Origin of the sequence: Citrobacter sp. RHB35-C17, assembly GCF_013816795.1 — a bacterium.
Classification (GTDB): Bacteria; Pseudomonadota; Gammaproteobacteria; order Enterobacterales; family Enterobacteriaceae; genus Citrobacter_A; species Citrobacter_A amalonaticus.
The window spans coordinates 1949362-1964273 of sequence record NZ_CP057150.1 but is presented as its reverse complement, the minus strand read 5'-3'; the positions used below and the strand labels follow the sequence as shown (position 1 = coordinate 1964273).

The window sequence follows — 14912 nt, the reverse complement described above, 5'->3', positions numbered from 1 at the left end:
CTGATAAGCGCCGCGCTATCAGGCAAGGTTCCGCGATCTTTACAACTCTTTGCACTTCCCTTGCATTTTAAGACACGCCGCCCCGCCATAATTATTATTGGATTCTTCTGGCATAATAACCCTTTGATTTGTGATGATAATGAACAAGATGCGACTTTCCCGCTGGCTGGCCTTTTTTGCGCTCGCCGCCAGCATTACGCTTGCGCTTCCCGCACAGGCGAATACCTGGCCTCTTCCTCCGCCTGGCAGCAAACTGGTTGGGGAAAATAAGTACCACGTTGTTGAAAATAACGGAGGTTCGCTGGAAGCCATCGCGAAAAAATATAACGTCGGTTTTCTCGCGCTGTTGCAGGCGAATCCCGGCGTGGATCCCTACGTTCCCCGCGCGGGCAGCGTGCTGACCATCCCCTTGCAGACGCTGCTACCGGATGCTCCGCGTGAAGGCATTGTTATCAACCTGGCTGAACTGCGTCTCTACTACTACCATCCGGGGAAAAATTCGGTCACCGTCTACCCTATCGGCATTGGCCAGTTGGGCGGTGATACCCTGACTCCAACGATGGTCACGACCGTCTCCGACAAGCGCGCCAACCCAACCTGGACGCCGACGGCGAATATCCGTGCCCGCTATAAAGCGCAAGGAATTATCCTTCCGGCGGTGGTGCCTGCCGGACCGGATAACCCGATGGGACACCATGCCATTCGCTTAGCGGCGTATGGTGGCGTCTATCTGCTGCATGGCACCAACGCCGATTTCGGTATCGGCATGCGCGTCAGTTCTGGCTGTATCCGCCTGCGTGATGGCGATATTGAGACCCTGTTCAGACAGGTTACACCGGGCACCAAAGTGAATATCATCAATACCCCGATCAAAGCCTCGGTTGAGCCGGACGGGACGCGGCTGGTCGAAGTCCACCAGCCGCTGTCGAAAAATATTGATGATGACCCGCAGGTTCTGCCTATCGTATTGAACAGCACTCTGCAATCGTTTAAAGATTCCGCACAGACGGACGCGGCGGTGATGCAGCATGTGATGGACGTTCGCTCCGGGATGCCGGTCGATGTCCGACGCCATCGCGAGGTGGATCAGCAGTCGATGTAACGATTCCGGACATGAAAAAGCCCCGCTGAAATACTGGACTGCCCCCCAAAAGTTGGACACTCAACTGAGTAAGGTGCAGTTTTTTATGGCAAAGCCAAAATATTCCCCTGAAACAAAACTGGCTGTGGTTAATCATTATTTGTCCGGAAAAGACGGAGAAGAGCGTACAGCCGACCGTTTTGGTGTTGAAAGAACTTCCGTCCGTCGCTGGGTCAGGGCGTGGCAACTCCACGGTATGGAAGGGCTGTCAGGGAAAAATAAACATCATTCAGCTGAATTTAAACTCGTCGTCGTCCGGGCGGTTATCCGTGACCACCTGACGATGCGTGAAGCAGCTGCCCGGTTTAATCTCTCTGCAGAAACGCTTGTCCGACACTGGGTCTGCGTGTACAACGATGCCGGAGCGGAAGGACTGCTAAACATTCAACGCGGACGGCCTGGAAAAATGACAAAACAAAAAATCCCCCCATCCCCTACAGATAAAGAACTGGAAAAACTCTCCCCCGAAGAACTCCGGGCTGAACTCCGTTACCTGCGGGCAGAGAATGCCTATCTAAAAAAGTTGAAGGCCTTGGTTCAGAGCGAAAAAAACGGCAGCAAGCCCTGATAATCAGTGAACTGAGGCATAAGCACGCTCTGCGAGACCTCCTGCGCGCGGCAGGCATGTCCCGCAGTACATGGTATTACAATATGAATGCCCTGAAGCAGGTGGACAGGCATGCCGGGCTGAAAGATAAAATCCGTGAGATATACGCCTGGCACAAAGGCCGTTATGGCTACCGCAGGATCACGCTTTCGCTGAGAAAGCAGGGTCTGCTGGTGAACCATAAAACCGTGCAGCGGCTGATGACAGAGCTGTCGCTCCGGTCTCTGATAAGGGCGAAGAAATACCGCTCATGGAAGGGGGAAACAGGCAAGGCAGCCCCCAATATCCTGAGCAGGAACTTCAGTGCATCAAAAGCCAATGAAAAATGGGTTACGGATGTTACAGAGTTCTCGCTGCAGGGTAAAAAGCTGTACCTGTCGCCGGTACTCGATCTTTTTAACCGGGAAATAATCTCCTACAGCCTGTCGGAAAGGCCGGTGATGGAGATGGTTAATACCATGCTGCGGGATGCGTTCTTAAAGCTCGGACCAGACGACGCCCCCTTGCTGCACACAGATCAGGGCTGGCAATATCGGATGGCAGGCTATCAGGCAAAGTTAAAGGCGCAGGGCATGACGCAAAGTATGTCCCGAAAAGGAAACTGTCTGGATAATGCCGTGATGGAAAACTTCTTCGGGACGCTGAAATCGGAGTGTTTTTACCTGAGTCAGTTCAGCAATATCAGCGAACTGAGGAAGGCGATAGAGGATTATATCCGTTACTACAACAACGAGCGGATAAGCCTGAAACTAAAAGGCCTGAGTCCGGTAGAGTACCGGGCCCAGGCTCTGAAGGCCGCTTAATATAAACTGTCCAGATTTATGGGGTCAGTCCATACAATCAGCGGGGCTTTTTTTATCACGTTATTTTGCAGCAGCAGGCATCAATGAGGGTTAATGCTTATTTATAAATTACCGCGGTACCGTGCAGGTTGTTTGGACCCGTTACAGAAGTAATGCGGAATGATTTCGCCCCCATGGCATCCGCTTTCTGCGCCAGTTCGTCCTGCAATGAACTCAGGTTAGTTCCTGCATTTGCAGAGATGGTGCCGACTTTTTGCTGACCGGCAGGCGTGGACTGAACTTCTACAGCCGCGAAGCTTGCGAATGACAGTGAACTCAGAACAGCAGCAGCGATGAGGGTTTTTACGTTTTTCATAATAGTGACCTTTTGCAGATGATTGGGCGTCGTAAGCATTTACTTAACGATCGATAGATAAATGATAGATGTGATCCAGGTCACACGTCAACCCATTTTTTATAACGATCGTTATATAAAAACAAAAGCACTTATCTTTCATACAACTAAGCTGAAAAACTTTTTCTCACGAATGCGCTGGAGCCTGTGCGGGTTTATTTTTATAATGGTTGCTCACTAAGCCCATTAAGGTACAACGGCATCATGACAACTGAATCGACAGGTTGTGTTAAAAAAAGCCGTGGCCGACCAAAAGTGTTCGACAGGGAAGCCGCGCTTGATAAGGCCATGACACTCTTCTGGCAGCACGGTTATGAAGCAACATCGCTTTCTGACCTTGTTGAAGCGACGGGTGCGAAAGCGCCAACGCTGTATGCGGAATTCACCAATAAAGAGGGTCTGTTCCGCGCGGTGCTGGACAGATACATCGCCCGCTTCGCGGCAAAACATGAAGCGCAGTTATTCTGCGAAGAGAAAAGCGTTGAAGCGGCACTGGAGGATTACTTCACCGCAGTGGCAACCTGTTTCACCAGCAAAGACACCCCCGCTGGCTGCTTTATGATTAATACCTCCGCGACGCTTGCCGCCGCGTCACGCGATATTGCGCATACGGTGAAATCACGTCACGCCATGCAGGAACAAACCCTGACGCAATTTCTTCGTCAACGGCAGGAACGCGGCGAGATCCCGGCGCACTGCAATGTGCAACATCTTGCCGAGTATCTGAGCTGCATTTTGCAGGGGATGTCCATCAGCGCCCGGGAAGGCGCCAGTTTCGACAAGCTGCAGCAAATCACCCACACTACCCTACGCCTGTGGCCTGAACTGCTGAAGACCTGATCGCTTTGTTGACCGGGAAACGTCATTTCCCGGTCCTTCCACACCATGATTCCCGCATAATAACTAATGTTATCACTGAGTTAGGTTCACTTTTTTGTAAAAAAACATTGATAATAACAATTATTATCAGCAATATTCGCATTTGATTTTGTATCTGTTTCACAATGTAACAGCCGGCTACGACCGGTGAAAACCTTCACCTGCACAGATATTTTCAGAAAGGAATGCGAATGAATAAGCGTCTTTGGGTTCTCAACCCTGTCCTGTTAGCCCTGACTCTGCCCGCTGCGGCGGCGCAAACAGAAGAAGAAAACCTCATCGTCAGCGCTAACCGTAGCCAGAAAACTGTCGCCGAGATGGCACAGACCACCTGGGTCATTGAAGGCCAGGAGATTGAGCAACAGGTTCAGGGCGGCAAAGAGTTCAAAGACGTGCTGGCGCAACTGATTCCGGGCATCGATGTCAGCAGCCAGGGACGTACCAACTACGGAATGAACATGCGTGGTCGTGCGATTGTCGTGCTGATCGACGGCGTACGCCTGAATTCTTCACGTACCGACAGTCGTCAGCTGGATTCTATCGATCCCTTTAACATCGCCCACATTGAGGTCATTTCAGGCGCAACCTCGCTATATGGCGGCGGCAGTACCGGCGGCTTAATCAACGTTGTGACCAAAAAAGGCCAGCCGGACCGCCAGGTTGACCTTGAACTGGGCAGCAAATCGGGTTTTAACAACAGCAACGATCACGACGAGCGCGTTGCCGCCGCGGTCAGCGGTGGAACGGATCGCGCGTCTGGTCGACTGTCCGTAGCCTATCAGCGCTTTGGCGGCTGGTACGACGGTAACGGTGATGCCCTGATGCTTGACAACACGCAAACCGGCCTGCAGCACTCCGATCGTCTGGACGTAATGGGGACCGGCACCCTCGATATCGATGACAATCGCCAGATACAGTTGGTCACCCAGTACTACAAGAGTCAGGGCGATGAAGATTACGGGTTATACCTGGGCGAAAACATGTCCGCCGTTACCGGTAGCGGCACCGCCAGCACACGCAGCGGACTGAGTTCAGACCGTATTCCGGGGACGGAGCGCCATCTGATCAGCCTGCAATACTCTGACGCGGACTTTTTCGGCCAGAATCTGGTCAGCCAAATCTATTACCGCGACGAGTCGCTAAAGTTCTACCCCTTCCCGACGCTCAGCAAAGGTCAGGTGACCAGCTTCTCGGCGTCGCAGCAGGATACCGACCAGTTCGGCGCCAAAATCACTCTCAACAGCCAGTTGATGGACAACTGGGAGCTGACGTGGGGTGTCGATGCGGATCATGAAACCTTCGACTCCAACCAGAAGTTCTTCGATCTGGCCTGGTCTGTGCCGTCAGGCGGGATGGACAATCGCACGGCCTACACGACCGGACGTTATCCCGGATACAGCATCACCAACTTCGCTCCGTTCCTGCAAAGCAGTTACGACATTAACGACATCTTCACTCTGAGCGGTGGTGTGCGCTATCAATGGACAGAAAACCGCGTTGATGATTTCGTGGGTTACGCGCAGCAACAGGGGATTGACAACGGTTTAGCAAGTTCTGCCGATGTCATCCCTGGCGGCAAAACCGATTACGACAACTTCTTGTTCAATGCCGGGCTGTTGGCGCATCTCACCGAACGCCAGCAGACTTGGTTTAACTTCTCCCAGGGCGTTGAGCTACCGGATCCCGGGAAATACTACGGCAACGGCACTTACCAGTTGGTGGGCGATCATTACCAGCTCCAGCGCAGCGTGAACGTGGCGGATTCGCGTCTCGAAGGGATCAAGGTCAATTCGTATGAGCTGGGCTGGCGTTATACCGGCGATAATCTGCGTACCCAGCTGGCGGCGTACTATTCGACGTCCGATAAGTCGATTGTGATTAACCGTAGCGATATGACGATCCGCGTGGAACCTGACGATCGCCGGATTTACGGCGTGGAAGGCGCGGCGGATTACTTCATCCCTGACACTGACTGGAGTCTCGGTGCGAACTTTAACGTCCTGAAATCTGAAGTGAAAAAGAACGGGAAATGGGAAAAATGGGACGTAACGCTCGCGTCGCCGTCCAAAGCCACCGCCTGGGTCGGCTGGGCGCCCGAGCCGTGGTCGCTGCGGGTTCAGACCCAACAGTCGTTTGATCTCACCGATGCCAGCGGCAACAAGCTGGATGGCTATAACACCGTGGACTTTATTGGCAGCTATCAACTCCCGCTGGGCAAACTGACCTTCAGCATTGAAAACCTGCTGGATGAAGATTACACCACCCTGTGGGGACAGCGCGCGCCATTGCTGTACAGCCCAACCTATGGCAGTCCATCGCTGTACGAATATAAGGGCCGGGGTCGCACCTTTGGTCTGAACTACGCCTTAACTTTCTGATAAAAAAAGCCCCTCAGCCTGAGCGAATGAGGGGCTAACTTACAGAGTACCGCTTTTTTACGCGTTGTTATTCAGAATCAGCTGGCCGTTATTATCCAGCGGGATCTGTGTGCCGGGATCTTTATCCATGCGAATCTTGCCCTGCTGGTCGCCAATCTTATAGGTGACATCGTAACCGAGCATTTTTTCCGACTTGTCATAGACGGTTTTGCAGCGCTGCTGCGTGGACGTATAGGTGTCGTTTTCCTGCATCGAGCCCTGGATCTGGTTACCGGCGTAACCGCCCCCCAACGCCCCGACCACCGTTGCCACATCCTTACCTCGTCCGCCGCCGAACTGATGACCAATCACGCCACCGGCAACCGCGCCCAGCACTGAACCGGTAATGCGGTTCTCATCCTGGACAGGCTTGCGATGCGTCACCGTCACGTTGCGACACTCCTGCCGCGGCGTCTTAATCGTCTCTTTGATAGGTGTTGCAGAAACCACCTGAGCATACTGTGGGCCACGATCAAACACGTTAAGACTGGCAACCGCCGCCACACCCAGCGCAGCAGCTACGCCAATCCCTATACCCGCCAACATCGATTTATTCACGGGAGATCCTCCTTCTTTGCTATTGGTTACAATTTTGCAACCAATGCAATAAGAAGCCCATCAGACTGCGGATGAAAATATCGTTGGTCGTCGTTAAAACAGGATGATTCAGAGAACTCTGAAGGAAGAGGCAGAACGGAGAAGGCACTCAGCACCGCCAACGGGCGATGCTGAGTCAGGCGGGATTAATGCAGTTTCAGACGCGGGCGGATCACACGGTTAATGCTGCCCACCAGCATCATCAGACCGGTTTTAAAATAGCCGTGCAATGCGATCTGGTGCATACGGTACAGTGAGATGTAGACGAAACGAGCAATACGCCCTTCCACCATCATCGACCCTTTGGTCAGATTGCCCATCAGACTGCCGACGGTCGAGAAGTTGGAGAGCGACACCAGCGAGCCGTGGTCTTTGTACTGATATGCTTTCAGCGGCTTACCGTTCATCTGCGCCAGAATATTGTTCATCGCACAGGTCGCCATCTGATGCGCAGCCTGAGCACGTGGCGGCACAAAGCCCCCTTCCGGACGCGCACAGGAAGCACAGTCGCCAATCGCGTAAACATCAGGATCGCGGGTGGTTTGCAGCGTCGGTTCGACCACCAGTTGGTTAATCCGGTTGGTCTCCAGACCACCAATCTCTTTCATAAAGTCCGGCGCTTTGATGCCCGCCGCCCAGACCATCAGATCGGCCTCAATATATTCACCGTCTTTAGTGTGCAGGCCGCCCGCATCCGCGCTGGTCACCATCGTCTGGGTCAGTACGCGAACGCCGAGTTTCGTTAATTCGTTATGCGCCGCCGAAGAAATACGCGGTGGCAGTGCAGGCAGAATACGTTCACCGGCTTCCACCAGCGTCACGTTCAGCGCGTCGTTGGTCAGTCCTTTGTAGCCGTAGCTGTGCAGCTGTTTCACTGCGTTATGCAGTTCCGCCGACAGTTCTACGCCCGTCGCGCCGCCACCGACAATCGCAATATTCACCTTACCGTTCGCGCCCAGATTGGCGGAATACTTCAGGAACAGGTTCAGCATTTCCTGGTGGAAACGACGCGCCTGATGCGGGTTATCAAGGAAGATACAGTGTTCTTTCACGCCCGGCGTGTTGAAGTCGTTGGAGGTGCTACCCAGCGCCATCACCAGCGTGTCATAGGCAATTTTGCGTTCAGGCACCAGCAGCTCACCTTTCTCATCGCGCAGTTCTGCGATAGTGATGGTTTTCGCTTCGCGATCGATGTTCATCACCGAGCCCAACTGGAACTGGAAGCCATGGTTACGGGCATGCGCCAGATAGCTCAGCGCGTCCACGCCTTCATCCAGCGAACCGGTTGCCACTTCGTGCAGCAAGGGTTTCCACAGGTGGCTGTGGTTTCTGTCAACCAGCGTAATTTTCGCTTTTTTCTTGCGACCCAGCTTGTGTCCCAACTGCGTCGCCATTTCCAGCCCGCCAGCTCCCCCGCCGACAATCACGATCTTTTTCAATGGTGTAGTCAACGTGACCCCCCTTAAAATTATTAACCAATTGTTAATTAAACGTTATAAACATAGCCTTTAATTAACAACAAGTTACGACAATGAAAATGTCCTTCGAGAGTGAGAATAACACATGCGGTGCATTGGTCATACCAAAATTGATGTGTATCAAGTTTTGCTGCTGAAAAGATAGACAACGCCAGAAAAACAGGCAAAAAAAACCAGCCCGAAGGCTGGCTTGATTCGACAATTCTGACAGACAAGGGGTCAACCCAGGGTCTTAAACGCTTTGATGCGCTGCAAGTGCGGCGAAATATTCTTAAACTTATGTGTCTGCTCTTCATCCCACACGATCTCATAGAAATGGTGGAGCTCTTCTGATGACCGTTGGCTGTTCAGGGCTTCGTCATGACGCGAGAGAATAACCAGGCAACGATCGCGATTCTTCTCGCGGAAGTTGGTCACGCACTTAGTGGCGATATCGGCATACTCTTCCGGACGATCGATCTTGCCTTCCATGTTCTCATACGGGAACAGGTTCGGATTAAACACCACCTGGCGAACATCGCAGAGAAAACCAATGCGTTCTGCCCAGTAGCCGCCGAGGCCAACGCCGCAAATCAACGGTCGCTCATCAACATTAAGCTGCAACATTTTGTCCACTTCTTTCAGCAGATGCTGCATGTCATGTTTCGGATGACGCGTGCTGTAGCTTATCAGTCTGACGTCCGGGTCGATAAACTGCAGCTGCAAGACTTTTTCGTGGTTTCCCGGACTGTTAGAGTCGAAACCGTGTAAATAGATAATCATCGCATCCTCACCAAACGTGCGTTAATGACCTGCTTTCTCTTCCTGCCAGCGTTCATGTAACTGGTTGAGCTGCGCGCTGACGGTTTTCCAGCGTGCCGAGTCCATCAGTTCCTGACGCGAAAATGAACCTTTATGATACAAACGTGTAACACGCTCTGCATTGATCGGCGACAGATTATCTAACACACTGACCGCCCCTTTACGATTATTGCAGACCAGAATCATATCACAACCCGCATCCAGCGATGCCTGCCCACGCTCAGCATAGCTGCCCATGATCGCGGCCCCTTCCATCGACAGATCATCAGAGAAAATGACGCCGTCAAAACCTAACTCCTGACGCAGAACTGTTTTCAGCCAGTGCGGAGAGCCGCTCGCCGGACGCGGATCAACGTCGCTGTAAATGACGTGCGCCGGCATGATAGCGTCCAGCTTGTTTTCGGTAATCAGCGTGCGGAACACGGACATATCTTTCGCCCGAATTTCCGCTTCCGGACGCGGATCGGTCGGCGTCTCTTTATGCGAATCGGCGGTTACCGCGCCGTGTCCAGGGAAATGTTTGCCGGTGGTTTTCATTCCTGCCGCGTGCATACCGTCAATAAAACGGGTCGCCATCGCCAGCGCTTTGATCGGGTCAGCATGATAGGAACGTTCGCCAATCGCGGCGCTGATATGCCCGACATCCAGTACCGGCGCAAAGCTGATATCAATATCCATCGCGATCATTTCACTGGCCATCAGCCATCCGGCCTCTTCCGCCAGTTTACCGCCTGTTTCCAGCCCGTGCAGCGCCGCAAAAGACTGTGCGGCGGGCAGTCGGGTGAATCCTTCCCGGAAACGCTGTACGCGCCCGCCTTCTTGATCGACGGCCACTACCAGATGGTTGCGCGACGCCGCACGGATCTGGCGCACCAGTTCACGTAACTGTTCCGGGTCGTGGTAATTGCGCGTAAACAGAATCAAACCGCCCACCAGCGGATGGGCCAGAATCTCACGCTCTTCCGCATCCAGCTCAAACCCTTCGACATTCAACATTACTGGACCCACACTGCTCTCCTTAATCCTTCGTTGCCAGCTGCCGCCAGGTTGCATCGGCCAGACTGATAAATTGTCGTTCGCCGGTCTGTTGCCAGCGGTATTCAAACCAACCGGCCTTCAGCATCAGTATCCACGGATACCAGCGTCTGACCTGTTGCCATAATTTGTGCCCGTCTATGCGTGCGCTAACGGCATACGCATCGACCAGTTGCCGGTGTTGCTCAACATCGTCCACCCACACCGCTGCCAGTTCAAGAGCGATATCACCGTCTCCGGCATATTCCCAGTCGATCAGCTGTAGCCCTGCCGGGCCATGAACGATGTTGGCGGCGTGGACATCCATATGCAGCGGCGCGAGGCGTAGCGGACGAGGCTCCCCTCGCTTGCGCAGACGTTTTAACTCTCTTAACCAGCGTGGTGTTCGCCGTGCCGGATCGCTTCCCTGCCAGTATTGTTCCAGCAGCGGTAGCAAACAGATACGCCAGCCAAAGCAGGGCTGCTGATGAAGATAATACAGTAAGCTCGCCAGTTCGTCGGCTCCCGGCAGTCCGGATTTTATCTCACCCGGAACATAGTCCACCGCCATCCAGCCGTTCAGGTAAAAACGCGGCTTCGGCGCAAGGCTTTCAGGAAGCCGCGATAAAGCATGATACTGGCGTAAAAAATGCGCTTGCGGCGCATCGGGATCGTGATGGCGGCGAAGAACCAGCCGCTGGGTTGGACTTTCAATAATCACACTCCCACCGCTAAGACCGCTCTGGCCTTCAGCGACGGGACGATAGTGCGGAAAGTAGCGCGACAACACCGCGTCGCGCTCTGGGATATTATTGCTGCTGAACGGCACCTTTACCTGACCAGATTATCTCGCCAGTTTGTACCAGCATTAGTTGCATTTGCAGTGATGGCGCGTTGACGTTACCCGAGGCGCTGGAATAAAGCACATAGTGCGCGCCAACGTTACGGGCAATACCAATCGCTTTGCTACGCGTTCCCAGACTGTCCTGCGGCGACAGCCCTAACTGCTGTTTTGCCATCGACAACTGTTGCGCAGAGACCAGGGTAAATTTGCCATTGTTCGCCAACGCATTGCGCAGCGTTTCAGTGGCTTCACCCGCGTTCAGCGAACCGTTAGTACGGTTATTCACGCTATCGACCAGCAGTACGCTCCCCGCCGTCACGCCATCGGCCTGCAACATTTTGCCCACCATCGGCTGCATCGCGCTATTCCAGTCGTAATGACGTATGCGCGGCGCCGGTGCCGCAGTCTGATCTTCATGTTCAATAGGCCCCGGCTGCCCCGGGATCGTGGGCACCGAAGGCACCCCTGGAGCAGGTTCTTGCGGCTGTGCGGGCTGTTCCGGCGTGGGTTTCACCTCTTCAACCGGAGCAGGTTCACGTTGCACCACACAACCGGACAGGAACATCGCCAGCGCGGCTATCAATGCGTAGCGACTCATTTTTGTCTTCAAGATTCACCCCTTACAAATAAAGATAGAGTCTGACTTTGTGCGCCCCCAGATAATTGGCGCTGCCATACAGCGTGACCGACGAATGCGCCGGAATCGTCACGCTGCGCGGCGCTTCCAGAGGATGCATTTCTAACCCCCTGGCGTCATACCAGTAAAAGCGATAATGAACGGTAACGGGTTTTTGCCTTTCGTTATACAGCGTTGAGGATGCAGAGGGCTGAATATCAGACGTGGTCAATGTCGGCGCTTGCGCGGTGATCCCCGCCGCCAGCAGCGTCGACTCCATCACCAGCGACTGTTCATCGCTTACCGGGATCTCAGGATGAGAACGGCACCCGGCAAGTAAGAGCAGACCCAGTGACAGCGCAATGCATCCTCTGGTCATCATGACAGGCCTTTGTGCGCGAGCATAGGACCGAGCGCGCGACCGCCCAGCAGATGCATATGGATGTGATACACCTCCTGACCGCCATGACGATTGGTATTCATGATCAGGCGGTAGCCATCTTCGGCAATGCCTTCCTGCTCGGCAATTTTTGCCGCCACGGTAATCATCCGTCCCAGCGCCTGCTCATGCTCTGCGCTGACGTCATTGACCGTCGGGATCAGAACGTTGGGAATGATCAGGATGTGTGTAGGCGCCTGAGGTGAAATATCCCGGAATGCCGTCACCAGGTCATCCTGGTAAACGATATCGGAAGGGATTTCACGACGAATAATCTTGCTGAATATAGTCTCTTCTGCCACGACGTTTTCCTTTTCTAAAAATTGCCATGCGTGATGTCATGCTACGCTGAGCCACATTGCGAGTATAGAGTATGATCGACTTAAACCTGCTCTTTCAACCTTAACCCACGATTTCTTAAGCAAAAAACCATCACAATGGCGCTCTTATAACCATTTATCCCCTCTCCTGTGCCAAAAAGTAATGAAACAAGATTTCAGAAAGTAAGTTACATCTGTTTACAGAGTAAATATGAATGCGTATATTTCGCATTTGCATTTTCATGCGTATTAAATGGTTAGAAAAATAAAAAGGGGCTCATCGCCACCTTACACGGCCTGAGCCAGAGTTCGTTCACTATTAAGGGCTTTCTGATGTCTTTCACAACACACAACAAGGATGAACAATGCCAGGCTGGCGCAACACCCTCGTTGCTGGCAGCCTGCATCGCGATGGCATTGATACCATCCATGAGTTTCGCGGCGACCACACCGGAAGAGACCGTCATTGTTGACGGTTCTGCACCAGCAACCTTTGCGGACAACGACGAACAGGATTACAGCGTCAAATCCACCACCGCCGGAACCAAAATGATGATGACCCAACGCGATATTCCGCAGTCGGTCAGCATCGTCAGCGAACAACGTATGGAAGACCAGCAGTTGCAAACGCTGGGCGACGTGATGGACAGCACGCTGGGGATCAGCAAAAGCCAGGCGGATTCTGACCGCGTCAGTTACTTCTCCCGTGGTTTCCAGATTGATAACTATATGGTTGATGGTATTCCGACCTGGTTCGAATCCCGCTGGAACCTGGGTGACGCCCTCACCGATATGGCGCTCTACGAGCGCGTGGAAGTGGTACGCGGTGCAAACGGTCTGATGACCGGCACCGGCAACCCGTCAGCCTCCATCAATATGATCCGCAAACACGCCACCAGCCGCGAGTTCAAAGGTAACGTCTCGGCGGAATATGGCAGCTGGAATAAACAGCGCTACGTGATGGATCTGCAAAGCCCGCTCACCGATGACGGTAATGTACGCGGCCGCATAGTGGCGGGTTATCAGGACAACGACTCCTGGCTCGATCGCTATCACAACGAGAAAAACTTCTTCTCTGGCATCATTGATGCTGACCTGGGTGAAACCACCAGCCTGGCCGCCGGGTATGAGTACCAAAAAATCAGAGTGGATAGCCCAACCTGGGGTGGCCTGCCGCGCTGGAACACCGATGGCAGCAAAAACAGCTATGACCGCGCCCGTAGCACCGCGCCAGACTGGGCGTATAACGATAAAGAGATCAATAAAGTCTTTGTCACGTTCAAACAGCGTTTTGCCGACACCTGGCAGGCGACGATGAATGCCACTCACTCGGAAATCAAGTTCGACAGTAAAACGATGTATGTCGATGCGTATGTGAATAAGGCAGATGGCATGCTGGTCGGTCCTTACAGCAACTATGGACCGGGGTTCGATTACGTGGGCGGTACGGGCTGGAACAGCGGCAAACGTAAAGTCGATGCGCTGGATCTTTTTGCTGACGGCAGCTATGACCTGTTTGGTCGTCAGCATAACCTGATGTTCGGCGGCAGCTACAGCAAACAGAACAACCGCTATTACAGCTCCTGGGCTAACGTCTTCCCGGATGAGATCGGCAGTTTCAATAACTTCAATGAAAATTTCCCGGAAACCGACTGGGCACCGCAATCACTGGCCCAGGACGACACCACGCACATGAAGTCGTTGTACGCCGCAACGCGCGTTTCACTGGCTGATCCGCTGCACTTGATCCTCGGCGCACGCTATACCAACTGGCGTATTGATACCCTAAGCTACAGCATGGAAAAAAACCACACTACGCCCTATGCCGGTCTGGTTTATGACATCAATGATAACTGGTCTACTTACGCCAGTTATACCTCCATCTTCCAGCCTCAGAATAAACGCGATAGCGGCGGGAAATACCTTACGCCCATCACCGGTAACAACTATGAGGTTGGCCTCAAGTCTGACTGGATGAACAGCCGACTGACCACCACCCTCGCCGTGTTCCGCATTGAGCAGGATAACGTTGCCCAGTCGACCGGTTCACCGATTCCGGGTAGCAATGGCGAAATCGCCTATAGAACAGCGAACGGGACCGTCAGTAAAGGGGTTGAGTTCGAAGTTAACGGCGCGATTACCGATAACTGGCAGATGACCTTTGGCGCGACGCGTTACGTCGCAGAAGACAATGAAGGCAACGCCGTTAATCCGAATCTGCCACGTACCAGCGTCAAGCTTTTCACCCGCTACCGTCTGCCGGTGATACCTGATTTGACCGTCGGCGGTGGTGTGAACTGGCAGAACCGCGTCTACACCGATACCGCGACGCCGTACGGTACCTTCCGTGCTGAGCAAGGCAGTTACGCGCTGGTGGATTTGTTCACCCGCTATCAGGTAACCAAAAACTTCTCCGTGCAGGGTAACGTCAATAACCTGTTCGATAAAACCTACGATACCAACGTTGAAGGGTCGATTGTTTATGGTGAGCCACGCAATGTGAGCATCACCGCAAACTATCAGTTCTGATTGTAGCCCGTAAAAAAGGCAGCCATTCGGCTG

14 protein-coding genes are annotated in these 14912 nt (G+C 53.3%); 5 read left to right on the top strand and 9 right to left on the bottom strand.

Annotation, left to right across the window (positions count from 1 at the left end; all coding sequences use genetic code 11):
- Nucleotides 1-136: 136 nt before the first annotated feature.
- Nucleotides 137-1102: a L,D-transpeptidase family protein gene (locus tag HVZ37_RS09270; protein ID WP_044254958.1), complete on the top strand. Its 966-nt coding sequence runs from the start codon at nt 137-139 to the stop codon at nt 1100-1102.
- 85 nt (nt 1103-1187) lie between these two features.
- Nucleotides 1188-2551, top strand: a protein-coding gene (locus HVZ37_RS09265) for an IS3 family transposase (protein ID WP_249033498.1) whose coding sequence is annotated in 2 segments (ribosomal slippage) — nt 1188-1692 and nt 1692-2551 — 1365 coding nt in all. Because the reading frame shifts where the segments join, the coding sequence is not laid out codon by codon here.
- A 97-nt stretch (nt 2552-2648) separates the two neighbouring features.
- Here the strand turns inward: HVZ37_RS09265 and bhsA are convergent.
- Nucleotides 2649-2906, bottom strand: a complete 258-nt coding sequence (bhsA, locus tag HVZ37_RS09260; RefSeq protein ID WP_043001950.1) for a multiple stress resistance protein BhsA — start codon at nt 2904-2906, stop codon at nt 2649-2651.
- A 243-nt stretch (nt 2907-3149) separates the two neighbouring features.
- Here bhsA and comR point away from each other — a divergent pair, with 243 nt between their 5' ends.
- Together comR and HVZ37_RS09250 are read left to right on the top strand one after the other, a co-directional pair.
- Complete coding sequence (gene comR, locus HVZ37_RS09255; protein ID WP_090049936.1) at nt 3150-3785, top strand: TetR family copper-responsive transcriptional repressor ComR; 636 nt, start codon at nt 3150-3152, stop codon at nt 3783-3785.
- 230 nt (nt 3786-4015) lie between these two features.
- On the top strand, nt 4016-6202 hold the full coding sequence (locus HVZ37_RS09250; RefSeq protein ID WP_181628364.1) for a TonB-dependent siderophore receptor: 2187 nt from the start codon (nt 4016-4018) through the stop codon (nt 6200-6202).
- A gap of 57 nt (nt 6203-6259) precedes the next feature.
- Here the strand turns inward: HVZ37_RS09250 and HVZ37_RS09245 are convergent, their stop codons facing one another.
- The 8 genes from HVZ37_RS09245 to hinT all read right to left on the bottom strand — a co-directional run bounded on the left by HVZ37_RS09245 (nt 6260) and on the right by hinT (nt 12332).
- Entirely contained in the window at nt 6260-6799 is a 540-nt protein-coding gene (locus HVZ37_RS09245; RefSeq protein WP_043000968.1) for a glycine zipper 2TM domain-containing protein, read from the bottom strand.
- Nucleotides 6800-6984: 185 nt separating this feature from the next.
- Nucleotides 6985-8289 carry an NADH-quinone dehydrogenase gene (gene ndh, locus HVZ37_RS09240; protein ID WP_044267520.1) on the bottom strand — a complete coding sequence of 435 codons (1305 nt, stop codon included), beginning with the start codon at nt 8287-8289 and terminating at the stop codon, nt 6985-6987.
- A gap of 246 nt (nt 8290-8535) precedes the next feature.
- Nucleotides 8536-9078 carry an alpha/beta hydrolase YcfP gene (ycfP, locus tag HVZ37_RS09235; RefSeq protein ID WP_043000970.1) on the bottom strand — a complete coding sequence of 181 codons (543 nt, stop codon included), beginning with the start codon at nt 9076-9078 and terminating at the stop codon, nt 8536-8538.
- Nucleotides 9079-9099: 21 nt separating this feature from the next.
- Nucleotides 9100-10125: a beta-N-acetylhexosaminidase gene (gene nagZ / locus HVZ37_RS09230; RefSeq protein WP_043000971.1), complete on the bottom strand. Its 1026-nt coding sequence runs from the start codon at nt 10123-10125 to the stop codon at nt 9100-9102.
- 10 nt (nt 10126-10135) lie between these two features.
- Nucleotides 10136-10960 (bottom strand): thiamine kinase, encoded by an 825-nt coding sequence (gene thiK / locus HVZ37_RS09225; protein WP_061070234.1) that lies wholly within the window; start codon nt 10958-10960, stop codon nt 10136-10138.
- Nucleotides 10941-11573 carry a penicillin-binding protein activator LpoB gene (gene lpoB, locus HVZ37_RS09220; RefSeq protein ID WP_043000973.1) on the bottom strand — a complete coding sequence of 211 codons (633 nt, stop codon included), beginning with the start codon at nt 11571-11573 and terminating at the stop codon, nt 10941-10943. Before lpoB ends, thiK begins: the two co-directional genes overlap by 20 nt.
- A 22-nt stretch (nt 11574-11595) precedes the next feature.
- Nucleotides 11596-11970, bottom strand: a complete 375-nt coding sequence (locus HVZ37_RS09215; RefSeq protein ID WP_043000974.1) for a YcfL family protein — start codon at nt 11968-11970, stop codon at nt 11596-11598.
- Nucleotides 11970-12332, bottom strand: a complete 363-nt coding sequence (gene hinT / locus HVZ37_RS09210) for a purine nucleoside phosphoramidase (RefSeq protein WP_043000975.1) — start codon at nt 12330-12332, stop codon at nt 11970-11972. Before hinT ends, HVZ37_RS09215 begins: the two co-directional genes overlap by 1 nt.
- A gap of 351 nt (nt 12333-12683) precedes the next feature.
- Here hinT and fhuE point away from each other — a divergent pair, with 351 nt between their 5' ends.
- Nucleotides 12684-14879 carry a ferric-rhodotorulic acid/ferric-coprogen receptor FhuE gene (gene fhuE / locus HVZ37_RS09205; RefSeq protein ID WP_130097815.1) on the top strand — a complete coding sequence of 732 codons (2196 nt, stop codon included), beginning with the start codon at nt 12684-12686 and terminating at the stop codon, nt 14877-14879.
- Nucleotides 14880-14912: the final 33 nt, after the last annotated feature.